Here is a 25,863-nt window from a genome sequence, read left to right on the forward strand (position 1 = left end):
CCATTCCCGGCCTGTCGTCGATGCGGTCCTTCCACTAGGTCCCAGCACCGACGCACAGGCCGTCAGACGGCCTGTGCCTTCTCCATTCCCAATTTGCGTTTGATATAGCCGGAACCATCGCGTTTCGGGGTTTTGCATCCGGTCCATCGCCGCCGCGCTCAAGCGCCCGCGATTCCGCATCGCCCCCGTCGCTTTCCTTCCGGAAACAAATAAGAGGCGGTGAGCGCAGAGCTTGCCGACAAAACCATGACCGACCTTGCCCTGTCGCCCGCACCGGCGGCGACCCATGAGAAACCCCGCAAACGCAGCGCTTTTGCCGCGGTGGCAGCGTTCACCGCCATCTATTGGCGGCGTGAATGGCTGCGCGCGTTGTGGACCGCCGGCGCCATGATGGCGGCGACGTTGATGGATATCGCCATCCCCGTCTTCGCGGGCCATCTCATCGATGCGGTGAGCGAGACGCGCGACCAGGCTTCGCTCGACAATGCGATAACGGCACTCGCCAGCATCGTCGGGCTTGGCATCGTCGCCGTCGCCTTCCGCTTCCTCGGCTTCCTCGGCATCGTGCGCCTTTCCTTACGCATCATGTCGCGGATGGTGGCCGACAGCTTCTGGCGCGTGCAGCGTTTTGCCACCGACTGGCATGCCAACACCTTCGCCGGATCGACCGTGCGCAAGATCACGCGCGGCATGTGGGCGATGGATACGCTCAACGACACGGTGCTGCTGGCGCTCTTCCCAGCCTTCGTCGTGCTGGTGGGATCGAGCGCCTTGCTCGCCTGGCATTGGCCGCTGATGGGCCTGGCCGTGCTGATGGGATCGGTCTTCTACGTCGCCATGGTGGTGACGCTGTCGCTGAAATTCGTGGGGCCGGCGGCATCGCTTTCCAACCAGTGGGACACGAAGATGGGTGGCGCCTTGGCCGATTCCATCACCTGCAACGCCGTGGTGAAAAGCTTCGGCGCCGAGGCGCGCGAGGACGCGCTCCTTGGCAAGGTCATCGCCAAATGGCAGCGCCGCAGCCGCCGCTCCTGGATGCGCATGACGCATAACGGCACGATCCAGGCGACGATGCTGCTGCTGTTCCGTGTCAGCATCATCGGCATGGCCTTGATGCTGTGGTGGCAAGGCCGCGCGACACCTGGCGAGGTGGTCTATGTGCTGACCGCCTATCTGGTCATCCACGGCTATCTCTTTGATATCGGCTTCTACATCCGCGACCTGCAGCGTTCGGTCAACGATATGGAGGAACTGGTGGAGATCAACGCGACACCCTTCGGCGTCAAGGACAGCCATTGGGCGCGGCCGATCGCCATCACAAAGGGCGAGATCGTGTTCGACGACGTGACCTTCCACTATGCGGGTCACGCCACACCGCTCTATGAGAACTTCTCGCTCACCATCAAAGCGGGCGAGAAGGTGGGGCTTGTGGGCCTCTCCGGATCGGGCAAGACGACCTTCGTCAAGCTGGTGCAGCGGCTCTACGACATCCAGAAGGGTGAGATCCGCATCGACGGGCAGAATGTGGCGCTGGCGCAGCAATCGAGTCTCCGCTCGCAGATTGCCCTGGTGCAGCAGGAGCCGATCCTGTTCCACCGGTCGCTTGCCGAGAACATCGCCTATGCGAAGCCCGGTGCCACGCTGGCCGAGATCGAACAGGCGGCGCGTCTGGCCAACGCCCATGACTTCATCGAGCGTTTGCCCAAGGGCTATCAGACCCTTGTCGGCGAGCGCGGGGTGAAGCTCTCAGGCGGCGAGCGGCAGCGTGTCGCATTGGCGCGGGCGTTCCTGGCCGATGCGCCGATCCTGATCCTCGATGAGGCGACCTCGAGTCTCGATTCGGAATCTGAGCATCTCATTCAGGAAGCGACGGCGCGGTTGATCGAAGGCCGCACGGCCATCGTCATCGCCCACCGCCTCTCCACGGTCCGGGCCCTCGAGCGCATCCTCATCTTCGACCGCGGCCGCGTGGTCGAGGAAGGCAGCCACGCCACCCTCATCGGCAACGAGACCGGCATCTACCGCCGCCTCTTCGACCGCCAGGTGCTGGGACTGATCGACGAGGACGAGACCGAGGCGGCGTAGAGCCGACTCAGCCCAACCACCCCCTCTCCCCCACCCTCCCCCACCGTCGGCGAATGCCGACATTCGTCGGCGGGCGGGGGGAGGGGGTTCTACCCAGTTTGCTCCTCTGCCCGAACTCACCCCGCTGGAGTTCCCTCCCCCCAACGTGGGGGAGGGTTAGGGAGAGGGGGAGCGACTGAAGAAACCCATCCAACGAGCGCAACCCACCCATGCTGACCTTTCTCCTCGCCCACACCCCCGCTATGATGCCGGCACGCAAGATTGGAGCTGCCAATATGAATAAGCCGGTGACGACGCAGACGACTCTCGCGCCTAAGGGCACGCAAGCAACGGAACCTTTGTTGCCGAAAAGCGATTGGCCGCAGGTGTTCAAGGACGGCATCATCTGGGACGCCCATGCCTGCCTGCCGCTCCTCCCCAATTACGATTGCAGTGCGTTGGAGCGGCACCGCGCCGCCGGCGCCACTTTCGTCTCGGTCAATGTCGGCATGGATTTCAATCCGCTCGCGCAATGCATCCGCGTCATCGCCGGTTTCCGTGACTGGATCGGCAAGCACAGCGACCATTACATCATGGTCGACACGCTCGACGACGTGCGCCGCGCCAAGCGCGAGGGGAAGCTTGCCGTCGCCTTCGACCTTGAGGGCTCGGCCATGATCGAGGACGATCTCGCCATGCTGGGCGTCTATCGCGATCTCGGCGTGCGGCAGATGCATCTCGCCTATAACCGCGACAACAATATCGCCGGCGGCTGCTTCGGCAAGAATCAGGGCCTCACCGATCTGGGCCGCGAGGTGGTGAAGGAATGCAACCGGGTGGGCATCACCATGGATTGCTCGCACTCCGCGCGCCAGACCAGCCTCGACGTGATGGAAGTGTCATCGAAGCCCGTGGTCTTCAGCCATAGCAACGCGAAGGCCCTGTGCGATCACCCACGCAACATCGATGACGTGCAGATGAAACGCGCCGCCGAAACCGGCGGCATGGTCTGCGTCACCGGCATCGGCCCGTTCTTAGGCGCCGATATCGACACCGACACCATCATCCGCCATATCGATTACATGGTGGAAAAGATCGGCGTGGCGCATGTCGGCATCGGCATCGACTATTCCTTCGACCAGGACCACAGCGACCTCCCCGAAGGCGAAGACCCGGCTTTGTGGTGGCCCAAGGTCCAAGGCGTCGATTTCGACTTCTCAACCGTGCGCTTCGTCTCGCCCGAACGATTGCCGGATATCGCGGCGGGGCTGTTGAAGCACGGCTACAAGGACGCGGATGTGGCCGCCATCATGGGCGGCAACTTCATGCGCGTTGCGGAGGCGTGCTGGAGTTGATTGATTTTACTTGGTCTTCCGCTTTCTGGTCCGCTTTCGTTTCTTTTTGGAGCCCGGATTAATGATCCGTGCCAATTTTGTCTTATTGAAGGATAGGCTGCCAGCTCGAAGATCATCGGAGACCTTAATTGGCTGTATAGTTTCATTTGCGAGGTCAAGCAGGGCAAGACGATCTTCAGCTCTCCACTGACTCCAGTACACTCGAGTCAAAAGATGATTGGCTAGATTAATCCTAAGGAAAGGCAAGTTTGGAAGGGACTTCACTGTCTCGCGTAGTAGCGTTAGACCCCGCCTAGTGTCGATATCCGCTAACCAAGAGCCATGCACTACCCTTTCCATTAGCGAATCTACTTTGGCTTTCTCTACGCTAGTTGCCAGAACCTTATGCCGCGCGCCTTCGCATAGCGAATGGACCACCCGTCTAAACGGCTCACATAAATAGCCGTACTCCAAGACATCGACTAAGCTAGCAATTAGCGTTCTAGTCTCCTCGAACGATTGTTTCGAGCCATTGTTGTCGATGAACTCTCTGACAAAAGAGTCCTTGGTAAGCTCAGCTTTAACTTCTGCGAAATTTGTTGCCGCTCTCAAACGCGTCCAGGAGTGCATTATTGTGGTCGCAAATTCGATCAACTCTCTCGCCAATTCCTGTTTGGTTTCCGCATTCAGATGCTCTGCTCCTGATCCCAACAGGACAGTCCCGAGATTCCATATCTGAACAGCTGCTTCCAAGCTCTCGACCTCTTGGTCGCGAGTTTTCTTAGCGTCTCCCGACGAACTTCTAGCTTTCTTGGAGGCCTGCCGACGAATCTTGTCGGAGATATCCAGGAGACGTTGCTTTTCCTTTTTATCGTCCCTGTTGGACTGGACATTTTCTATCGCTTTTCGAAGACGAGTTTGCAGAGAGTGTAGCCTCTCTGGCTTACCCATCATTGTCGGCAAGACGCTATCGGAAAGCAGAATGTGCTTCTCAGCTTGCGACGGCCTCAATTGGTTCGCGCAGTGAGCAATGCGCTGCCTGAGCTTGTCGACTATTTTCGATGACGCCCCTATTTCGGCATAGATGTCGAACGTGGGAAAATCAAAGTCTGGGTCGTCAAAGTTGAAGTATTTTAGGGCAAGAGCTTCGTCATCTAATAGCGACAGGGCCAGAAGGTATCTCTCGATAAAGGGTAATGTGAAAGCAATTCTATCACCTTCAAAGTGAAGGATGCCCTTTTGTACGAATGCTGAGATGAAGACTAGTGGATTAATATTGAAATCGAAAGCCGTCGCAAATTCTCTCGTGTACCCGACTAGCTCTTCTTGGCCAAAGTTCATTTTCTGAACATTAATAGATACCGCTAACTTCTTTAGGAACCGTGAGCGCGTTGTACGGCTTAGATTGATATTTGAAGGATCATCTGCAACCACGAACGACAGGAATCCGTCCACAGCAAGCTGTATAAGTTCTGAGCGGCGATTTGCTTGAAGTAGCGCGGCTAGAGTCTCACGTGGGATTCCAGCGAAATATGTTGGATGTGCAGAGAGATCAAATTGATCGAACGTCTCGTGAAGCCGTAAGGCGACTACTCCGGCTTCGGATCCGGACATCGCGAAATTCTTCTCGAGAAAATTCGCTATTTCTTCAAACGAAATCTTACACAGCTCGAATGTGTCCGCTGGAACGGAATCTAGAAATTCGCTTTCGCGAACAAGATTTGCATCAACGCGTGACAGAAAAACAAACTTTGAATTTGGAAATACCTTTATCTGGTCGATTAAGAATGCAAGATTGCTCTTCGAAGCGAAGGGTAAGTTATCGACTATAAAAACTATCTTCGCCGATAAATCGGGCCTTAGATCTATTCTTTCGCGTTGGGCCAGCTCGATCAGGCCGCGGCTTGGTGGCCGCAAAGACTCTCCGTCGATCACTATTGGCAATGCCTGCAAATCTTCAATGACTGTCGCCAATACATCATCGGCGATGACCCAGGCTATGCTTTGGTCGGGATACGTCCTCGGAATGTTGATCAAAATCACCTGGCGATCGCGCAAGGCGTCGCAAACATCGACTGGGTCAGACTCTAACTCTTCTCCGACTCCACTTGCGAAATCGTATTGACGCATTCGTGGCGTGGGGAGGTGGTATCCTTTAGGCTGAAGGCGAATTTCGGGACACAATTCCCGGAGCTTCTCATCAATCAACTGACCAGATCGAACTACTAGAGAAGTAATCTCGTCTTGATCAGACGAGAGGGAAAGGCTGACAATCTGCCCGTTGGCTCCCTTAAAGCTTCGCCGATCTGCAAGGAAGTTCTTGAACTGTGGATTTAGAAATTGGAGCTTTAGAAAAGTAGCAGCATTCAAGGCTGCAATTTTTCTGACTGCACCTTTAGTTCGCTCTTCTAAAGCGGATTTGTCTCCGTCTGCTCGGTCCGAAATTCCCCGAATTGTTACTGCCGGTATCTCGTGAGATCCCGCGACATGGAAGATGCCTCCCGATTCAGTATCTATTGCTAGTACTTTGCGATTTACAGACCGGAGCTTCGCGTTGTAAGCGGAACTCTTGCTTACGACCCCACATGCTACAATCCCGTTTAGTGCTTTCGTTTCTTGCACTAAATCGGTTACGTCGAGATCGAGTGCAAGATCGGCACATATGGATTTAAAAGCCTGCTTTTGGTCTTTACGCCACTCTGCATAACTTCCCTGAAGCGCTGGACGCGTCCGCACCATATTGAAAGCTGCTGTTAGATTACGCGGCGTTTGATAGTTCGTCGGTGAGAACTCTATATCGATAGTTCCGTGGGTGGTATCGAGCGCTTTATTATTGTCGTAGACGTCAATAATGCTACCGGAGTAGCAAACGTCGCCCAAGCCCAAATCGGCAGAAACACTTCCCGCGATTCCCAAGCAAACAATTAGACCGACCTCATATTCTGCAAGAAAGCTCTCTACAGCATGAATTGCAGAACTCTTTCCCATCTCCTCCTGCAGTATGACTATGCATTTGAGCTCCTCGGACGGTGTTGAAAAGCGATATCGCACGGTCGTGCTTGTACACATATCCTCAAGCACTCCGAAGGCCTGCTGAAATTGCAGTAGCTCTTCCTCGAGTGGGATGACGACGAGCATATCCACGTATGCGCGATCCACACCTCTTGCAGAAGCACCCAAAGCAGCCTCTCTTTAAAGAAGAAACACCATATTGTAATGCTATCTTAAATTAACGGCGAGTGAAAGCAATGACGGTAATCCGCATCAAAGACTCCCGCGTTCTATCCGACGACTACTATCTCCTCAAGAAAACCACCTTCGAGATTCAGCGCCGCGACGGGTCTTGGGTGACGACGACGCGGGAGACGTATGATCGGGGGAATGGGTGTTGCATTCTGCTCTATGACCCCAAGCGCAAGACCGTGCTGCTGACGCGGCAGTTTCGCTTTCCGGCCTATGTGAATGGGCATCCTGAGCCGCTCATTGAAGTATGCGCGGGGTTGCTGGATGAGCATGATCCGGAGACGGCGATCGTCAAGGAGGCGGCGGAGGAATGCGGTGTCACCGTCACCAACCCGACGCGGGTGTTTGAATGCTTCATGAGCCCGGGGTCGGTCACCGAGCGCCTGACCTTCTTCATCGCCGAATACACGCCCGAGATGCGCACCGGCGATGGCGGGGGCCTGGCACATGAGGGCGAGGATATCGAGGTGATCGAGATGACCTTGACGCAAGCGCTGGCCCAGGTGAAGGACGGGCGCATCTGTGATGCGAAGACGGTGATGCTGCTGCAGTATGCGGCGCTGAATGGCGTGATGGGGTAAAGGCCCGTCGCTTCAGAAACCCCTCACCCCAACCCTCTCCCCGCAAGCGGGGCGAGGGGCAAGACGCCAGGCTCGGCCGGAACTCCCTCGCCCCGCGATAGCGGGGAGAGGGTTGGGGTGAGGGGGTGTCGCCGTCACACCCAGGGATCCCCGCTTTCGCGGGGATGACGGGTGGAGTGGGCCCTAAACCCGCATCCCCTGCATCAGCTGGGCGACGTGGCGGCGTAAAGTTGCCTTCGCTTCGGCGTCGAGGATGCCGCTTTCGGCGTTGTCGGCGCCGGCACGGAGGCCCGCCAGCCAGCGCATGAAGTACCAGAGATTGAGAGCGCCCAGCATTTCGGCCGCGGCGTCGATGTCGGCCTCGGCGCCGATCTTGCCGCGTGCTTTGAGGACGCCGAGGAGTTTCCGGAACTGGTCGACGCGCATCAGCTCGTCCGAGACGAAGGCGGTCGATAGGCTCGACTGGTCGGTGAAGGACGCACCGAACAGCGCCGACCAGACGGCGCGGTCGAGATAGCCGATCTCAGTCTCGAAATCGGTTTCCATCATGCGGCAGATGGCGTCGACTGGATCGGCGGGCGGGTTGTCGATGACCTTGGATGTCGCCGCCTGCACCAAATCGCGGTCGGCCTGGTAGATGGCAAGGCCGATCTCGGCCTTCGACTTGAAGTAGTTATAGACCGTGCCGACCGAGAGCTCGGCAGCTGCCGCGATGTCTTCCATCGAGGCCGCGTTGAAGCCTTGCGCTTGGAAGAGCTTCGCCGCCGCCACCATAATCGCTTGTTTTCGCTTCTCTTTTTGGCGTTCGCGCAAGCCGCCTTCGGCCATCGGGGTTTCCTTGATTGACTGTAATTTTGAAGTGACTATAATATTTTTCCGACTTCAATAATAGCCCGTTCGTGGGCCGAGGGAGAATCATCATGGGTACGCAGGGTCAACATCTTGCCATCGCCAGCCTGGATCAAGTGGATCCGAAGGATATCTGGCAGAAGGACAAGGACCATTTCGTCCATCCCTGGACCCATTTCGACAGCTTCAAAAAGGACGGCTCGCTGGTGATGGGCCGCGCGGAAGGGGCCTATGTCTATGACCTCTCCGGCAAGCGGTATCTGGACGGCATCGGCGGGCTGTGGTGTGTGAACATCGGCTATGGCAGGCGTGAGATTGCCGAGGCGATCTCGGCCCAGGCCTTGCGCATGGCGTTCTACAACCCCTTCGTCGACACCACCAACGTGCCGGCGGCGGAATTGGCGGCCAAGCTCGCCTCCCTCGCACCCGGCGATCTCAACAAGGTCTTCTTCACCTGCGGCGGGTCGACCGCCAACGACACCGCCGTGCGCATCGCGCATTATTATCACGCCAAGCGCGGCAAGAAGTCGAAGAAGCAGATCATCAGCCGCATCGACGCCTATCATGGCAGCACCTATCTCACCGGCTCGATCACGGGGAGGCCCGCCGACCGCTCGCCTTATCTCCATTTCGTCGATGATCTGGTGCACCACGTCTCCTCGCCCAATTTCTACCGCGCGCATGAAGTGCTACCCAATGGCGTCGGCAAGGGGATGACGGAGGAACAGTTCTGCGATTACTTGATCGAGGAATTGGAAGCGAAGATCCTGGAAGTCGGCCCTGACAACATCGCCGTCTTCTTTGCCGAACCCGTGATGGGTGCCGGCGGCGTCATCGTGCCGCCGAAGGGCTATCACAAGCGCTCGCTGGAGGTCTGCCATCGCCACGACATCCTTTATGTGTCGGATGAAGTCGTGACGGCGTTTGGTCGCCTCGGCCATTTCTTCGCCAGCGAGGCCGTGTTCGGCATCGTCCCCGACATGATCGTCACGGCGAAGGGCCTCACCTCCGGCTATCAGCCGCTGGGTGCGGTGATCTTCTCTGACCGCGTCTATGAGGCGATGTCGGCCGAGGATCCCGATGGCTGGTTCACCAATGGCTATACCTATTCCGGCCATCCGGTCGCCTGTGCGGCGGGCCTTGCCAACATCGCGTTGATGGAGCGCGAGGATCTGAACGGCCATGTGCAGAAGATGGGGCCGTATCTGGAGCAGCAGTTGAACACGCTCCTCGAACTCCCCATCGTCGGCAATGTGCGCGGCCACAAGTTCATGATGTGCGTCGAGAACGTCATGGACAAGACGACGCGCGAACACTTCCCCGACGCGGTCAATATCGGCAAGCGCATCTCGGACCATTGCGAGAAGCTCGGCCTCATCGTGCGGCCGCTCGGCGCCTTGAACGTCATCTCCCCGCCCCTCACCCTCAGCAAGGAAGAGGTGGATGAACTCGTCTCGCTTCTCCGCCAGGGCATCGAGGCCACAATGGCCGATCTCAAAGCCGAAGGGCATTACAAGGGGTAAGCAAGATACCCCTCACCCCAACCCCTCTCCCCGCAAGCGGGGCGAGGGGCTTAAGGCAGAACTCGGCAACAACTCCCTCGCCCCGCGTAAGCGGGGAGAGGGTTGGGGTGAGGGGTCTGCCTTAGTGCCGGAAATGCCGCATGCCGGTCAGCACCATGGCAAGGCCGGCATCATCCGCCGCCTTGATGATGTCGGCATCGCGCATCGAGCCGCCGGGCTGAATGACCGCGGTGGCACCAGCAGAGGCTGCCGCCAGCAAACCATCGGCGAAGGGGAAGAACGCGTCCGACGCCACCACCGAGCCTTTGGCGAAGCTCTCATGTGAGCCGGCGGCCTTCGCCGCCTCATCCGCCTTCCACGCCGCGATGCGGGATGAATCGACGCGGCTCATCTGGCCGGCACCGATGCCGACCGTGGCGCCGTTCTTAGCATAGACGATGGCGTTCGACTTCACATGCTTGGCCACACGGAACGCAAAGAGCAGATCGGCGATCTCCTTTGCTGACGGTGCGCGCTTGGTGACGACCTTGAGCTCGCTTTCGGTGACGTGGCCGAAATCGCGGTCCTGCACCAGCAGCCCGCCGGAGAGTGACTTCACGATCAGGCCCTTTGCGGTCGGATCCGGCATGGCGCCGGTTTCCAGCACGCGCACATTGGGCTTCGCCCCCAGCACGGCCTTCGCTTCATCCGAAATCTTCGGCGCGATGACGACCTCGGCAAAGAGCTTCACGATCTCGGTCGCGGTCGCGGCGTCGAGCGGGCGGTTCAATGCGATGATGCCGCCGAAGGCCGATACCGGATCGCAGGCCAGGGCCTTCGCGTAAGCATCCGCCATCTTGCTCGCATCATCGACGCTGGCGACGCCGCACGGGTTCGCGTGCTTGATGATGGCGATCGCCGGCCTATCAAATTCGGCCACCAATTCGAAGGCGGCGTCGGTGTCGTTGAGGTTGTTGTAGGAGAGCTCCTTGCCCTGGAGCTGTGTCGCGGTGGCGACACCGGGGCGCGCGGGGCCGGCGCGATAGAACGCCGCCTGCTGGTGCGGGTTCTCGCCATAGCGCAGCATCTGCACGCGGGTGCCCGACACGCTGATCGATTCGGGGAGCGGTTCGGCCGCCTGCTCGCTCATCCACTGCGCGATGGCGCCGTCATAGGCTGCGGTATGGGCATAGGCCTTGCGGGCAAGCGCGCGGCGGAAGGCGAGCGACGTGCCGCCGCCTTGTGCATCCATCTCGGCGATGAGCTTGCCGTAATCGGCGGGATCGGTGACGACGCTGACGAAGTCATGGTTCTTCGCAGCACCGCGCAGCATGGCCGGGCCGCCGATATCGATGTTCTCGATGCAATCGTCCCAGGAGCCGCCGCCCGCCACGGTCTTGGCAAAGGGATAGAGATTGACCACCAGTAGGTCGATGTCGGGGATGTCGTGGGTCTTCTGCGCCGCTTGGTGCTCGGCGCTGTCGCGGCGCGCCAGCAACCCGCCATGGATCTTGGGGTGGAGGGTCTTCACCCGCCCGTCCATGATCTCCGGGAAACCGGTATGGGCCGCCACTTCGGTGACCTTGATGCCGGCGCTTGAGAGCGCCTTGGCCGAGCCGCCGGTCGAGAGGATTTCGACGCCCTTCCCAGAGAGGTACCGGCCCAGATCCTCCAGCCCCGCCTTGTCGGACACCGAAATGAGGGCGCGGCGGATGGGGCGGTTCTGATGCGGCATGATGGATTCCCGACTGGCTGGCGAATGCCGCAGGGCTTAACGGGCGGGACAAGGGGTGGCAAGCAGCGATTTTGGGGGCGACCGATGCGCCTGCCGACCCCCTTAAAGGACCGGCAGGCGACGGTACGGGAGGCGGCCCAGGGGACGGCCGGACCGCTTCCAGTTCGCGGAAATCCGAGAGAACGGCTTTCGATGCGAAACCTAGCGAAAGGAGAACCGCGCGTCTTGGACTCGGGCGAAGAATATGGGCGATTTGCGAAATTGCGGGCGTTAATTCAACATGTGGTGCGGATTTCACGTGGTGTTGCGCCAAAACGGCGGCGGAAGACCCGGTTAAAATGGGAGAGATCATTGAAGCCGGCGGCAAAAGCGAGGTCGGCCACATTGCGCGTGGCCTGTGCCGGGTCGACCAGCAGCCGATAGGCCAGCGCCAGGCGCTGCTGGCGCAGGAAATCGGTGAAGGTCGTGCCGGAATCGGCAAACAGCATCTGGATATAACGGGGTGTCACCTTGTGGCGCCGGGCAAGGCGGGCGATGTCGAAGCCATGATCGGCAAGCGAACGCTCGATATCGGCCTTGAAGAGGTCGAGCCGCATGGCGGCCACGGTCTGCCGTGTTTCCGGCGCCAGCGGCCGCGCCGCATCCTTCCCGAAGGCATGGACGGCAAGCTCCACCAGATGGCGCGACATTGCCGCGGCGAGGACCGGGTCCTGCGCCGTCCCGCCCTTATAGACCAGCTCGGCATAGCCCATCAGCAGGCCGAGGAGGCCGTCCTCGGGCCGCAGCACCCGCAACGGCACGGAATCGAGATCGGGAATATGCGCGGCGAGCAACGCCCGCGCGAGACGCAGGCAACGCACATCGGCCCGGTCGTGCACCATGCGCCAGGGCCGGTCGAGCGGATAGAGCAGGCCGTCACCGGCGCGCACCTCGACCTGCCAGCGGTTCTCCAGCGTCAGCTGCACGGGGGCCGACATGACATCAAGGATGAAATCGTTCTGGCCGTCGGCCAGCATCGCCTTGCTGCGCGCGCAGGTCAGCGGATCGGAGATGCCCTCGACAATGCGGATGCCGGGCAAGACCAGCGCGTTGACGGTGACGGTAAAGCCGACTTCGTTGGTGCGAGGGCTGATGTCGATGCCCATCAATTCGCGCGCCAGGAAGTCGTGCAGATGATTGAGCCGGTGACCCTCCGGCAAGTTACGCGTGTCGATGCTCTGGAATTCCAACGCCATTCCGCCATTTCCCTCAATGACCGGCGCATCCCCAGTCGCGACTCATTATGGCGGCAGGCATTATTGTCAAGCGTGCAGACCATGAGCGGCTGCGCAACCTTTACGGATCGCACCATAATGGTTGTCCGTGGATCAAATAGACAATCTGGGTATTAGGTTGCAGCACCTAGAAGGGTCGGCAATGCCGAACCGGCGGCTATTTCTTGCCGCCTTCACGCTGCAGCAGCCAGCGGATTTCCGTCTGATCGCGCTCGATCGTGCCGATGACGACGATCTGCTGCGACCGCCGCACCTGGCCGTTCTGGCCGATATGGACACTTTCGGCGAGGGCCAGCTCGGCACCATCGACACGTAGGCGCCAGCCGGAGCCTTTGGGCATCTTGATGAGGGCTGCCTGGCCGTTCTGCGTCACCGAGACGCTGACCTGCGGGTGGAGATGGAAGCGCAAAGCGTAGGCGTTGCCACCCGGTCCCACCAGATGCTCTTCGCCCATGAAGTCGTGGCCATCGAGCGAGAGGTAGAGCTTGCGCCGATGCACCAGGCCGAAGCCTTCCTCATAGCCGTCATGAGAGGTATCGAGCCAGATCTGCCCATCCGTCTCTTCGCGCCGGCAGGTGACAACCTGGGGCCTCAGCGCCATGCCGCCATGGGGCAGTAGCATCGCCGAATTGGTGTTGTCGACAACCAGCGTCGAATGCGCCGCGGTCGTGCGCTGCACCTGGCCCCATTCCTTGCTCCAAGGATGGGCGCCGCAATTGACGAACATGCGCTCGTCATCGAAAGAGAGCTCGAAGGAGAGTGTCCCGGCATGGGCATGGGCATCCAGGCCATGACGCGGCGGTGCGCCGCAATCCATGATGACGACCGTCTTGCCGCGATCGAGGCGCTGGAAACCGGTGAGCGGCAGCTGATTGAGCGGGCGCAGCTTGTCGCCGGCGCGCTGGAACAGCTGCACGACATGCAGCGGATCCAGTTCCGGCGTGTCGTTGAACCCAGCCAGCATGGCATCGCCATGGCTCAACATCAGGAGGACCGACCCCAGGTTGTTGATGGCCATGGAAAGACCGTCGGGCAGCTTGGTGCCGGCGAGTGCGAAGGTATCGCGCAGATCGATGAGGTGCTGCAGCAGTTCCAGCATCACCTGCGGCGAACGTTCGACATGGCCGCCATCGGCAAGAATTTGTGCCGCCAATGTCGGCCCCAGCAGCGCCTGGCCCTTCATCAGCCATTTCTCGCCCCGGGGCAGGATGAGGCCTGCCAGCATCAGGCTGATGATGGCCTTCACATGCGCCGCCCCGGCAAGACCGTCGGGCAGCGCACGGGAGAGATGCTCTGCCTGGCGCGAGAGCGAGAGGAGGAGCTGCGAGCGGAACAGCGCGTCGCTGTTCACCTCGAGATAGCTGTGGTTCAAGAGGATGTTGCGGATGCGCGCCGCCAGGATATCGGCCCGCCAGGCGAACGCGTCATAGCGCTCGTTCTCATCCAGCCAGCGCATGATCAGCGCCTTGCCGAGGCTGCGCGCCGATGGCCCGCCCACGGCCCGGAGATCGTTGAGCCAGGCGAAGGAATTGACGATCTCGCGCCAGCCCTCGCTCATCCCCATCGGGTTGCCGAGGGGCTTTGGCGCCCGTACCACCTCGCCGGCGAAGCGGAATTCGTCGCTGAGCAGCAGCAGGCCGGCCTGCGCGTCGCCCGGCCAGGGCTCAGGGGAAGGCAATTGCAGATCGCCCGCCGACCGCTTGCCCAAGGTCATGTGGTAGAGGCTGCTCTCATAGACCGGCTGCATCAGGCGCCGCTTGCAGCGTTGCCAGATGAGGTTGCCGGGCAGCGAGAAGAAGGTCTGCAGGCGCGGCGCCACCAGCTTCGGCCGCTGGTTACCGCGCCGCTGGCCGGTTTTTTTGGGATCGATGCCGCTGCCCTCGGCCATCGCCGCCGGGCCCGGTTTCAGGTTTTCAGGCCGGCAATATTGCCGGCATAGGCTGCGGGGCCACCCTTGAAGGTCGCGGTGCCAGCCACCAAAACATCGGCACCGGCCGCCACAGCCTGGCGGGCGGTCTCGGCATTGATGCCGCCATCGACTTCGAGGTCGATGACGCGGCCGTTCTGCGCGACGCTTACCTTGTCGATGCGGCGGCGGATCTCGGCAATCTTCTCCAGCGCCGAGGGGATGAAGGCCTGGCCACCGAAGCCCGGGTTGACGCTCATCACCAGGACGAGGTCGAGATCGGGCAGCAGGTAATCGAGGACGTCGATCGATGTGGCGGGATTGAGCGAGACGCCCGCTTTTTTGCCAAGCGATTTGATGAGCTGAACGGTGCGGTGCGGATGGGCGCCGGCTTCCGGATGAAAGGTGATGATATCGGCCCCCGCGGCCGCGAATTCGGCCACGAAGGGATCGACCGGGGCGATCATCAGATGCACGTCGAAGGGGATCTTGGCGTGCGGCTTCAAGGCCTTGAGGACGCCCGGGCCGATGGTGATGTTGGGCACAAAATGGCCGTCCATGACATCGACATGGACATAATCGGCCCCGGCGGCGGCGATGGCGGCCACTTCCGCCCCCAATTGGGCGAAATCGGCCGACAGGATAGAGGGGGCGATTTTGGTTTTCTGCTGCATGGCAGCCTAACTAGCATCCGCCCCGCGCCGCGATCAAGGAGAGGTGGGGCCGGGCGTTTTCATCACCAGACGTCGTCCCCCGCGCACTTCAAACCCGTCATGCCCGGGCTTGACCCGGGCATCCACTCTTTCCGGCAAACAGTGGATCCCCGGGTCCCCGCCGACGCATGTCGGCATGCGCCGACAGGGCCCGGGGATGACGACGTAAGGATGGCCCCGCACCGGGCATGACAATGAAAAGATACGAGAAATTGCGCGTTGGCAGCCCTGGCGCATGCCACCCCCGCATTCCTGGCCCTTTGCCCGGCACCGCCGGACCCTATATTGCTCACCCAACGAATATTCGCCCAAGGAAGTGCCGCATCCCATGGCCGCCCCCCAATCTTCGCCCCAGTCGAAATCGGCCGGCGACACCAACCCGCACTCCCAATTGCACGCGCTGCAGGCGCTGCTGCCGCATCTATGGCCCAAGGGGCAATGGGATCTGCGCGGCCGCGTGGTGCTGTCGGTGCTGTGCCTCGTCATCGCCAAGGTGGCCAATGTCTATGTGCCGATCCTCTTCAAGCACATGGTCGATGCGCTGGGCCACCCGGTCGGCACGACGGCCAGCATCATCGGCATCTCGATCGGCCTGCTGCTGGCCTATGGCGTCGCCCGCGTCATCAGCCAGGCCTTTGCCGAATTCCGCGACGGCATCTTTGCCAAGGTCGCCCAGCGCTCGATCCGCGCCGTGGCACTGTCGACCTTCCGGCACCTTCATGCCCTGTCCTTGAAGTTTCACCTGGAGCGGCAGACCGGCGGCCTCAACCGCGCCATCGAGCGCGGCGCCAAGGGCATCGAGTTCCTGTTGTTCTTCATCCTGTTCAACGTGCTGCCGACCCTCATCGAAATCGGCATGGTCTGCGTCATCTTGTGGACGCTCTATGACTGGACCTATGCCGCCGTCACCTTCGTCACCATCCTGGTCTATATCTGGTATTCGCTTTCGGTCACCGAATGGCGCATCCAGTTCCGCCGCGACATGAATGAGAGCGACCAATCCGCCAATACCAAGGCGGTGGATTCGCTGCTGAACTATGAGACGGTCAAGTATTTCGGCAATGAGGAACACGAAGCGCGGCGCTATGACGTAGCACTCCAGGCCTATGAAAAGGCGGCCGTCAAAAGCCGCACGTCGCTCGCCCTCCTCAATGTCGGCCAGGCCTTCATCATCGCCGCCGGCCTGGTGCTGATGATGGGCATGGCCGCGCGCGGCACCGCGCAAGGGACCATGACGGTCGGCGATTTCGTGCTGGTCAATGCCTATCTCATCCAGCTTTACCTGCCCTTGAACTTCCTCGGCTTCGTCTATCGCGAAATCCGCCAATCGCTCATCGACATGGAATCGATGTTTGCGCTGCTGCGCGTCGATATCGAGATCGCCGACAAGGCCGAGGCAAAGCCGCTCGTTGTGGCAAGCGGCGCCGTCACCTTCGAGAATGTCGAGTTCGGCTACGACCCGCGCCGCCCGATTCTGAAAGGCGTCAGCTTCACCGTGCCGGCGGGGCATAAGCTCGCCATCGTGGGGCCGTCGGGTGCCGGCAAATCGACCCTCTCGCGCCTGCTGTTCCGCTTCTATGACGTGGATAGCGGCCGCATCCTGATCGACGGGCAGGACATCCGCGACGTGACGCAGAAATCCTTGCGCGATGCGATCGGCATCGTGCCGCAGGACACGGTGCTGTTCAACGACACGGTCGCCTATAACATCGCCTATGGCCGGCCCAACGCAACGACGGCTGAAGTCGAGCGCGCGGCGGAACTGGCGCATATCCATGACTTCGTGTTGGGCCTGCCCGACAAATATGAAACCAAGGTCGGCGAGCGCGGCCTGAAGCTCTCTGGCGGCGAGAAGCAACGCGTCGCCATTGCGCGCACGATCCTCAAAGACCCGCCGATCCTGCTCTTTGACGAAGCCACCTCGGCGCTCGATTCCCATACCGAGCGCGAGATCCAGGACAATCTGGCTGAAGTGTCGCGCGATCACACCACGCTGGTGATCGCCCACCGCCTCTCCACCATCATCGATGCTGACGAGATCATTGTACTTGATGACGGCCGCATCGCCGAGCGCGGACGCCATGAAGACCTGCTCGCCGCCCAGGGCCAATACGCCGCCATGTGGCGCCGCCAGCAGGAGGCGGCCAGGAAGGAATTGATGGGGGCTGAATTGATGAGCGGAGGTTCCGGCAGTAAAGTGCCGGCATGAACGCTGTCGCCGATTCCACCATCAAAGAGCATGCCGCCCAGGTAACGGCCGGCGACCGCCGCGCCTTGGCGCGCGCGATCACGCTGATTGAATCGACGCGCGCCGACCATCGCCGCCAGGCGGAGGCCTTGATCGAGGAACTGCTGCCCAAGAGCGGCAAGTCCCTGCGCATCGGCATTTCCGGTCCGCCGGGCGTCGGCAAATCGACCTTCATCGAAGCTTTCGGCCAGTATGCGATCGCGCAGGGAAAACGCCTGGCGGTCCTTGCCGTCGATCCCTCCTCGCGCCTCTCCGGCGGGTCGATCCTGGGCGACAAGACGCGCATGGAAGAACTGTCGCGGGCGGACGCGGCCTTCATCCGTCCCTCCCCCGCCGGCTTGACCCTGGGTGGCGTCGCGCGGCGCACGCGGGAAGCCTTGCTGGTCTGCGAGGCGGCCGGGTTCGACCTCATCATCGTGGAGACGGTCGGTGTCGGTCAGTCCGAGACGGCGGTCGCTGAGATGGTCGATTTGTTCCTGCTTCTGCTGCTGCCAGGCAGCGGCGACGACCTGCAGGGCATCAAGCGCGGGATCATGGAACTGGCTGACATCCTGGTCATCAACAAGGATGACGGCGATCTTGCCGCCGCCGCTGCACGATCGGCTGCCGATGTCGCCAATGCGCTGGGCCTGATGCAGCCGCGCCATCAGGGGTGGCGAGCCGAGGTGCTGCGCTGCTCGGCGCTCAAGAATACCGGCATCGACGCGATCTGGGCGCGGGTGCAGGCCTTCGCAGCGACCCTCAGGCAGAGCGGCGCCTTTGATGCCCAGCGCCGCGACCAGGCCAAGGCCTGGCTGTGGCATGAACTTTCCGACAGCCTGATCGAGGCCTTGAAGGCCGACCCCCATGTCGCCCAGCAATTGGGCGCATTGGAAACAAAGGTCGGGTCGGCCAAGATCGCCCCCGGCACCGCTGCGCGGCAATTGCTGGCCGGGTTCCTCCAGCGGGGATAAAAAAGCCGTCGATGTGACGGTTTTCCCAGGCGCTTCACCTGCGCATCGCACATTCCGCTGGGTGTTTGGTCACATTTGCCGCGAAATTAACTAATCGGTTACGCCCTCGTTCCTAAAGTGCCGGGACTGTCATACATCTGTGCGAAATCGCGGCGGTGGATTTTCCCACCGGGCGGGCAGATCAAGACGGTTCCTCGGGGACGTGGCAAGTAGGTGACGACATGACGAAATCGTTCGGGATCGCGGCCAAGCTGGCGATGGCCATCGCGCTCTTTGCGCTGCCGGTCGGCTTCACGATCTACAAACTCTATGAGTCGCAGCAAATTGCGATCGATTTCGGCAACAAGGAAGACCAGGGCAACACCTATCTGGGCCTGCTGCGCAAGGCCCATGGCACATTGTTGGCGGGCGGTGACAAAGCCGGCATTGCCGCCACCATCGACCAGGCCGAAGCCGGATATGGCGCGGGCATGCAATCGGCGGACCTTGCCAAAGAAGCGGTGACGGCCGTTAACGGTGCCGACCCGGCAGCGGCTGCCGCGGCGATCCGGGCCCTCATCACGCGCGTCGGCGACAAGTCGAACCTGATCCTCGATCCCGATCTCGATTCCTATTACGTGATGGATCTGGTCCTCCTCAAAGTGCCGGACCTCATGGACCGCGTGACCGAGGTGGCAGGCTACATTCGCAGCCATGAAACGGCGGCGGCAGGCGGCTACACCATCACTGACGTCGCCGAACTGCTGAAGCTCGATGGCGGGTTCAACACCGTCGTGGCCGGCGCCACGGGGTCGATGGATTCCGCCTATGGCGGCAGCAAGGACAATCTCTATGGCAAGGTCGACATCCTGCCGGACCGCTTAGGCCAGAGCTATGAGGCGATGAACGCGGCGCTCACTGCCTTCACCGCGTCCTACATGCAAAGCGACCTGGCCGGTGGCAAGGCTAAGCTCGACATCGCCGCCGTGAACGCTGCGGAGAAGACGGCGCGGGAGGCGATTATTGCCTTCGGCGATGCCAATGACGCGGCGCTTGCCGAACTGCTCGAGGCGCGCGTCGGCACCTTCGTCACCGACCGCATCGTGACCTTTGCCGTGACGGCCGTGCTGTTTGCCCTGGCCATTTTCGGCACGGTCTGGTTCATCCGCCGCAATGTGACGCGGCCGGTGGTGGAACTGGCCGGCATCATGGACGAACTGGCGCAGGACCGCACCGACCTCACCGTGCCGCTGCTCTCGCGCGGCGACGAGTTGGGGCGCATGGCGCGTGCTGTCGAGACCTTCCGCGAGGGCATCGGCAAGCGTCTGGAACTGGAAAATGCCGCCAAGGCTGAAGCCGAACACCGCGTCGCACAGATCCGCGATATCCAGACCCTGTGCAGCGATTTCGACCGCGCCTTCGTCAATGCCGTGGGCTCGATGATGGGCAGCGCCGGCGATCTCAGGCAGGAATCGGAAGTGATGCGGGCCGCCGCCCAGACCTCGGGCGCGCAATCGGAAGAAGTCTCGCGCCTGGCCGCCACCGCGGCCGGCAATGCCCAATCCATCGCCGGCGCCATCACCGAAATGTCGGCCTCGATTTCCGAGATCGGGCGTCAGGCCGAGACCGCGACGCAAACCGCCGAAACCGCCGTGGCACGCGCCTCCGACATCGGGCGCATCGTCAACGGCCTCACCGAAGTGGCCGGCCGGGTTGCGGGCGTGCTGGGCCTCATCCGCGACATTGCCGGCAAGACCAATCTGCTGGCCTTGAACGCCACCATCGAAGCCGCACGCGCCGGTGAAGCCGGCCGCGGCTTTGCCGTGGTGGCGACCGAGGTGAAGAGCCTCGCCAACCAGACGACCGACGCCACGGCCGAAATCGAGGCACAGATCTCCGGCGTGCAGCAGACGGCCCAGGAAGCCGCCGACGCCATTTCCGAGATCACCGAGGTCATCCACGGCATGAACGCCTCGACCGGCGCCATCTTTGCCGCCGTGACCCAGCAATCGGCCGCCACCCAGGAGATCGTGCGCAATGTCACCGAGGCCAGCGCCAAGACCCAGGAGGTGGCCGAGGTCATCTCCGAGGTGAAGGCCGCCGCCGAGACGACGGGCGAGCGCTCCGGCCATGTGCTGGAGGTGGCCGGGTCGGTCAACGGCCAGGCCGGGACGCTGAAATCGGTGGTCGAGCAGTTCCTTGGCCAGCTGATCACCACGGCCGGCCGCGACGCCACCAAACTTCACGCATAAGATGTCATTATGTATGGAAAATTCGCCGGGCCCGCAGGGCGGGCGAAGGCCCGAAAGAGGTGGGCCCACAGGGCAGGCTGGCACCGGAATCGCCTTGACGTTCCGGGGTTTGCCACGTAAAAACCGCCCCGAGCTGGCCGGAAGCTGATGTTTCCGGCCCCTTTCTTTTAGATAAGTGTTTGGATTAGAAGGATTCTCGCCATGTCCCGGCGTTGCGATATCACTGGCAAGGGCGTGCTGACCGGCAACAATGTGAGCCACGCCAACAACAAGACGAAGCGTCGCTTCCTGCCGAACCTGCAGGAAACCAAGCTGCTCTCGGACACGCTGGGCCTCCAAGTCCGCCTGAAGCTGACCACCCACGCCCTGCGCTCGATCGAGCACAATGGCGGCCTCGACAGCTTCCTTGCCAAGACCGCGGACAAGAATCTGCCGGACGAAGCGAAGCGCCTGAAGCGCCGCATCGAGAAGGCTGCCGCCAAGGCCGCTGCCTAAGACTTTTCGTCCTTCCGGACGACGCAACAAGGCCCGCACCCCAAGGTGCGGGCCTTTTGTTTTGGCCGTTTAGCCTGCGCCTAAACACCTGCGCGAAATCGGGGCTAGCCCCGCGCTTGGCGCGGGTTGTGGCGGGTCCGGGGCGTGGTTAGATTCCTGGACAGCACCGCCACCTAGACACGAGTTCGATCATGAGCAAGCCCGGTCCCTATCGCCTGCAGCAGACCCTTGGCCACGACGCCCCGGTGGTCGCCGTGCCGATGTGCGTGAAGTTCATCGACGGGCAGAACTATCATACGGTGGGCGAGAAATACCTGACCGCCCTTATCGACGGCTCCGGCGTCTATCCGCTGTCCTATCCGGCACTTGGGGCCGCCTTGCCCGTCGACGCCCTGCTCGATCATGTCGACGGCCTGCTCTTCACCGGCAGCCCCAGCAATGTCGCCGTCGAGCATTACAATGGCGATCCGGACCGCGACGACAGCCCGCAGGATCCCGGCCGCGATGCGGTCACCCTGCCGCTCCTGCGCGCCGCCTTGAAGCGGGACATTCCGGTCATCTGCATCTGCCGCGGCTTCCAGGAACTCAACGTCGCACTTGGTGGCACGCTGCATACGCGGATTCATGAATTGCCGGGCAAGCTGGATCATCGTGGTGCCGACGGTTCCTATGACGAGATCTACAAGCCAGCGCATCAATTGTTGCTGGAGAAGGGCAGCGTCTTTGCCGGCGTCTTCGGCGCCGACGAGATCACCGTGAATTCGGTGCACTGGCAGGGCATCAACAAGCTGGGCCAGGGCCTTGTCGTCGAGGGCCGCGCGCCCGATGGCGTCATCGAAGCCGTGCGCGTGGCGGGCAAGCGCTTTGCCTTGGGCGTGCAGTGGCATCCGGAATATCGCTGCACGGAGAATCCGGATTCAATGAAGCTGTTCCGCGCCTTTGGCGAGGCTGTGCGCGCCTATGCGGCAGAGCGCCGCAGCGGTAAGGCAAAAGCCGGCGCCGCCGCCTGAAATCCGCGCTTGCGCAGATTTTGGCGCAGGAATTTTTACTTCCGCCGCAGGAACGCTCTTGCGAATTGTTGATCATATTTGCGTGAGCAGCGGATTCGCGTGGCGATTCCAAACACTTCCGAGGCATGCAGCGCTGCATGGGAGATGTGCATTCTTTTGGAATCGCGCCCCTTGAATTCGGGTGTATCAGGATCATCTAAGTCATATGCAAATGGCGATGGTTGCAATGATCGTCGCCAGCACCGGAAGCGGTCTCCCCCACCGTAACCGGACTCCGATAATACGGAGTGTCGAACGCCCGGTCCTCCCCTGACCGGGCGTTCTTATTTTCTGCCCTCTCCATCTCAACTTGTGCAGCCGTTCAATTATCAGCGTGCCCTTGCTGGACGCGGATCGATTCGTCATGCGATTCCAACATCATCGTCGCGACATGAAGAATGGATGACCGATGCGCATCGCCACCTGGAACATCAACTCATTGCGTTTGCGCATCGATTTGCTGCGGCGCCTCGTGCAACAGGAAGGCTGCGATGTCATCTGTCTGCAAGAAATCAAGGTCGAGGATGGTCTGTTCCCGCTCGAGGCGGTGAAGGCGCTGGGCTACCCTTACATCCGCTTCCACGGCATGAAGGGCTATAACGGCGTCGCCATTCTGTCGAAGATTCCGTTCACCGTGATGGATCCCAAGGATTGGTGCCTCAAAGGCGATGCGCGACATGCCCATGTCGTGCTGGATGGCGATGTCGAGCTGCACAATTTCTACATCCCCGCCGGCGGCGATATTCCCGACCCGGAGGAGAATGTGAAGTTCGCGCACAAGCTCCAATTCCTCGACGAGCTCACCGCGCATTTCGCCGCCGGCGCCAAGGCGGGTGCCTCGGCCAAGGGCAAGGCGATCATGGTGGGCGACCTCAACATTGCGCCGCTCGAGGATGACGTGTGGTCGCATAAGCAGCTGCTCTCGGTGGTCAGCCACACGCCGATCGAGGTCGAGAAACTGACGGCCGTGCAAAAGGCCGGCAAATGGGTCGACGCCGTCCGCCAGATCACGCCGGCGCCCACCAAGCTCTTTTCATGGTGGAGCTATCGCTCGGCCGATTGGACCAGGAACGATCGCGGCCGGCGGCTGGACCATGTCTGGGTGACACCGGCCATCTCGAAGCGCGTGCGTCACGCCACCATCCTCAAAGACATGCGTGGCTGGACCCAGCCCAGCGACCATGTCGCCGTCATCGTCGATATCGATTGAGATCGTTCGGCCGGCGCCAAGAAAAAGGGGATGGCCCGAAGGTCATCCCCATAGAAGCGTCACAGGGTTCGAGGGTGTTAGGGTCGAGGGTAATGCGTGTCAGCGTCGGGTCACGGGTCGATCCGTCAGACCAGGCGCAGTTCTTCGTCGATACGCTCGATGAGATAGAGCGCCAGCGCGAGATTTTTGCGCTTGGTCAGTTGCTGCGCCGTCAGTTCCACCAGCGGCACCAGGCGCGCATAGGCATCGGGCGACGCGCAGATATAGGTCATCGCGCAATCACCCGCCTGGTGGAAGCTGGCGACCATTTGCGCGCGGGCGGCGACCCAGTCGAGATGCTGGCCCAATGCCTGGGCATGACGCAGGTCGTCGTGGATGCGCTCCAACAACATATCCGCGATCCGTCCATAGATATCGGCCAAGGCGGCAAGCGTCGCCGCCGGGCTGGCGATGGCCGTCGCGTTGGCGCGCTTGACCATGCGCGGGGCGGGCGGCTGCTTGTCCGGCGCCATCGTCGCGATGACGCCTTTCATCTGCAGGCTTTTCGGGTTCTGCCGGAGTTGTACGCCCATGAACTAGTCCCCCCAGTTTTCAGGATGTCTTCGCAGGTGATCCTTCCTGCCAGGCACAGCATGGTATGGGGTGGGGAATAACTAAAGTGGCACCGATGAATCTTTCCCGCCAATAGCTACCTGAATCACGACACGTGTCGCTTTTGGTTAAGCGCAGACGCTTCTTGCACGTTTGCATGATTAGTTTTGCCTGGCGCCGCTGCTATTGATCGCATGGTCATGCCATACATGGAGCAGCATGGTCGCCAAGATGAGACGACCGCCAAGGCTTGTCGTAGCACCCGGCACTTGGTGATCCGTGAGACGTCGGCAGCCGCCATGAGCGTGCGGGCCGCCATGAAGGCCAGCGTGGCGACGGCCCGAGAGAATGAGCGTGATCCAGATCGCTGGACCGACATGCGCAGGAGATGGCCTGGTCATCGTCATCGACAAAAGATTCCTCCTGAAGCAAACACAACCCTTGCGATTAAAATGACTTATCGATAAATATCTTCTCGTCTGCCGCTTTCGGCGACGTTTTTTTAGGATGCGATGCCGACATCGCGCCGACAGCTTGGCAGCTGTTCTTCATCACAGCGGATGAGAGGCCGAACGGGATCCTTCAGCATGCCGCGCAGCAGATCCCCGTCACCTCGGAAGCGAACGGCGCGGAAAATCGCGTCAGGCCCGCAGAAATTTCCACTCAGCGTGCGCGAGGCAATCGACGCGCAGTGGTTCGACGTCGATTCCGTGCCGGTACCCGTGCTGGTGGTGCCGATCGATTATCCCACGGGGTGGCATATCGAGCGGCATGTCCATCGCAAGGCGCAGCTGATCTATTGCATTTCAGGCGTAATGTCGGTCGAGACGGCGCAAAGGCATTGGGTGGCGCCACCCAATTGCAGCGTTTGGATGCCGGGCGGCATCGAGCATGAAATCCATATCACCCAGGCGGCACGGATGCGGACGCTCTTTGTCGAGCCCACGGCGTGCAAGAATTTGCCGACATGGCCATGCTCGCTCGGCGTCTCATCGCTGCTGCGCGAACTCATCCTGGCATCGGTCATTGCCAACAAGGCGCCGGACCCGAAGGATTACGCCCTGGGCACGCCCAACGCGCATATTGCCGCCGTGCTGCTCGACCAGATCCGCGCCATGCCGCCCAGCGAGTTGCACATTCCGATGCCGGCCGACCGGCGCCTGAAGCCCATCTGCGCCGCCCTCACGGCCGATCCCGGCGACCGACGCAGCCTCAAGCAATGGGCCGATGACGTAAATGCCTCCGATCGCACGATCGAACGCCTGTTCATGCAGGAGACGGGGCTGACCTTTCATCGCTGGCGCGAACAGATGCGTGTCCTCAAAAGCCTTACCCTGCTGCAGAATGGCCGCGCCGTGAAGAACGTGGCGTTGGATCTGGGCTTCGCCAATCCCAGCACCTTCATCGCCATGTTCCGCAAGATCATGGGCAAGACACCCGGCGCCTATTTGAAGGATGGCGCCTCGCTGAAGGATGCCGATTGATCAGGCAGCATCGCTGCGTGGCAGGTGTTCTTGCGGCAAGCGCACGTCCTTTGCCGGCGGTGTTTCCGTCTTGGGCAGGTCGGCAGGTTTTATGACGCGTGGCGTCGGCGCATCGCTGATGACGTCGAAATCGAAGCTGGTCATGGTGCGGGTCTCCTTTTTAAGTGAGACCGCCTTCCCTCAATCTGCCCTCAGATCATCCCATGTGCCATGGAAATACAAAGGCCGCCTGGAGGAAGGCGGCCTGGTTTCAGATGCGAAGGTCGTGAAATACCCTCAGGCCGCCGGTTTATACCAGCGGTACCAAAATCGCTGCCCGAGCGGGGCGGCAGCGGCGAGGGTGAGGTTCTGCGTCATGGCTATGAGTTTATCGGTGCTGGATCCTGCTGGCAAGAGGGTGT

General features: G+C 61.1%; 19 protein-coding genes. 11 read left to right on the forward strand and 8 right to left on the reverse strand.

The genetic code is table 11. From position 1 onward, the window contains the following. Nucleotides 1-246 precede the first annotated feature (246 nt). Nucleotides 247-2,085, forward strand: coding sequence for an ABC transporter ATP-binding protein (locus SMD31_RS08745; protein ID WP_320500430.1), 1,839 nt, complete (start codon nt 247-249; stop codon nt 2,083-2,085). 275 nt (nt 2,086-2,360) lie between these two features. Next, complete coding sequence (locus SMD31_RS08750; RefSeq protein WP_320500431.1) at nt 2,361-3,419, forward strand: dipeptidase; 1,059 nt, start codon at nt 2,361-2,363, stop codon at nt 3,417-3,419. A 6-nt stretch (nt 3,420-3,425) separates the two neighbouring features. On the opposite strand, the gene SMD31_RS08755 is transcribed toward SMD31_RS08750, so the two are convergent. Then, nucleotides 3,426-6,536 carry a phosphorylase family protein gene (locus SMD31_RS08755; protein ID WP_320501019.1) on the reverse strand — a complete coding sequence of 1,037 codons (3,111 nt, stop codon included), beginning with the start codon at nt 6,534-6,536 and terminating at the stop codon, nt 3,426-3,428. A 110-nt stretch (nt 6,537-6,646) separates the two neighbouring features. Between SMD31_RS08755 and SMD31_RS08760 the strand changes: the two genes are divergently transcribed. Continuing rightward, nucleotides 6,647-7,222: an NUDIX domain-containing protein gene (locus tag SMD31_RS08760; protein WP_320500432.1), complete on the forward strand. Its 576-nt coding sequence runs from the start codon at nt 6,647-6,649 to the stop codon at nt 7,220-7,222. 183 nt (nt 7,223-7,405) lie between these two features. Here SMD31_RS08760 and SMD31_RS08765 read toward each other — a convergent pair whose 3' ends face one another. Then, a complete protein-coding gene (locus SMD31_RS08765) occupies nt 7,406-8,050 on the reverse strand; it encodes a TetR/AcrR family transcriptional regulator (protein ID WP_320500433.1) in 645 nt (214 codons plus the stop codon). Between the two features lie 92 nt (nt 8,051-8,142). Between SMD31_RS08765 and SMD31_RS08770 the strand changes: the two genes are divergently transcribed. Continuing rightward, nucleotides 8,143-9,594 carry an aminotransferase gene (locus SMD31_RS08770; RefSeq protein ID WP_320500434.1) on the forward strand — a complete coding sequence of 484 codons (1,452 nt, stop codon included), beginning with the start codon at nt 8,143-8,145 and terminating at the stop codon, nt 9,592-9,594. Nucleotides 9,595-9,715: 121 nt separating this feature from the next. On the opposite strand, the gene purH is transcribed toward SMD31_RS08770, so the two are convergent. The 4 genes from purH to rpe form a co-directional block, all read right to left on the reverse strand. Beyond that, a complete protein-coding gene (purH, locus tag SMD31_RS08775; protein ID WP_320500435.1) occupies nt 9,716-11,308 on the reverse strand; it encodes a bifunctional phosphoribosylaminoimidazolecarboxamide formyltransferase/IMP cyclohydrolase in 1,593 nt (530 codons plus the stop codon). Between the two features lie 275 nt (nt 11,309-11,583). Continuing rightward, complete coding sequence (locus SMD31_RS08780) at nt 11,584-12,543, reverse strand: helix-turn-helix transcriptional regulator (protein WP_320500436.1); 960 nt, start codon at nt 12,541-12,543, stop codon at nt 11,584-11,586. A gap of 196 nt (nt 12,544-12,739) precedes the next feature. Then, entirely contained in the window at nt 12,740-14,470 is a 1,731-nt protein-coding gene (locus SMD31_RS08785; RefSeq protein ID WP_320500437.1) for a heparinase II/III family protein, read from the reverse strand. Nucleotides 14,471-14,487: 17 nt separating this feature from the next. Then, nucleotides 14,488-15,162: a ribulose-phosphate 3-epimerase gene (gene rpe / locus SMD31_RS08790; protein WP_320500438.1), complete on the reverse strand. Its 675-nt coding sequence runs from the start codon at nt 15,160-15,162 to the stop codon at nt 14,488-14,490. 367 nt (nt 15,163-15,529) lie between these two features. Here rpe and SMD31_RS08795 point away from each other — a divergent pair, with 367 nt between their 5' ends. The 6 genes from SMD31_RS08795 (at nt 15,530) to SMD31_RS08820 (ending at nt 23,387) form a co-directional block, all read left to right on the forward strand. Further along, entirely contained in the window at nt 15,530-17,410 is a 1,881-nt protein-coding gene (locus tag SMD31_RS08795) for an ABCB family ABC transporter ATP-binding protein/permease (RefSeq protein ID WP_320500439.1), read from the forward strand. Beyond that, nucleotides 17,407-18,402, forward strand: a complete 996-nt coding sequence (meaB, locus tag SMD31_RS08800) for a methylmalonyl Co-A mutase-associated GTPase MeaB (protein WP_320500440.1) — start codon at nt 17,407-17,409, stop codon at nt 18,400-18,402. The genes SMD31_RS08795 and meaB overlap by 4 nt, the downstream gene beginning before the upstream one ends. Before the next feature lie 221 nt (nt 18,403-18,623). Beyond that, a complete protein-coding gene (locus SMD31_RS08805) occupies nt 18,624-20,633 on the forward strand; it encodes a methyl-accepting chemotaxis protein (protein WP_320500441.1) in 2,010 nt (669 codons plus the stop codon). 201 nt (nt 20,634-20,834) lie between these two features. Continuing rightward, complete coding sequence (gene rpmB, locus SMD31_RS08810; protein ID WP_320500442.1) at nt 20,835-21,128, forward strand: 50S ribosomal protein L28; 294 nt, start codon at nt 20,835-20,837, stop codon at nt 21,126-21,128. A 191-nt stretch (nt 21,129-21,319) separates the two neighbouring features. Beyond that, nucleotides 21,320-22,138, forward strand: a complete 819-nt coding sequence (locus SMD31_RS08815; protein WP_320500443.1) for a gamma-glutamyl-gamma-aminobutyrate hydrolase family protein — start codon at nt 21,320-21,322, stop codon at nt 22,136-22,138. A 448-nt stretch (nt 22,139-22,586) separates the two neighbouring features. After that, nucleotides 22,587-23,387, forward strand: a complete 801-nt coding sequence (locus SMD31_RS08820; protein ID WP_320500444.1) for an exodeoxyribonuclease III — start codon at nt 22,587-22,589, stop codon at nt 23,385-23,387. A 125-nt stretch (nt 23,388-23,512) separates the two neighbouring features. Here SMD31_RS08820 and SMD31_RS08825 read toward each other — a convergent pair whose 3' ends face one another. Further along, nucleotides 23,513-23,959, reverse strand: coding sequence for a hypothetical protein (locus SMD31_RS08825; RefSeq protein WP_320500445.1), 447 nt, complete (start codon nt 23,957-23,959; stop codon nt 23,513-23,515). A 687-nt stretch (nt 23,960-24,646) separates the two neighbouring features. On the opposite strand from SMD31_RS08825, the gene SMD31_RS08830 reads away from it, so the two are divergent. Further along, on the forward strand, nt 24,647-25,462 hold the full coding sequence (locus SMD31_RS08830) for an AraC family transcriptional regulator (protein ID WP_320500446.1): 816 nt from the start codon (nt 24,647-24,649) through the stop codon (nt 25,460-25,462). On the opposite strand, the gene SMD31_RS08835 is transcribed toward SMD31_RS08830, so the two are convergent. Continuing rightward, nucleotides 25,463-25,606, reverse strand: coding sequence for a hypothetical protein (locus tag SMD31_RS08835; protein WP_320500447.1), 144 nt, complete (start codon nt 25,604-25,606; stop codon nt 25,463-25,465). Between the last annotated feature and the right edge of the window lie 257 nt (nt 25,607-25,863).

Origin of the sequence: Dongia rigui (assembly GCF_034044635.1) — a bacterium.
GTDB lineage: Bacteria > Pseudomonadota > Alphaproteobacteria > Dongiales > Dongiaceae > Dongia > Dongia rigui.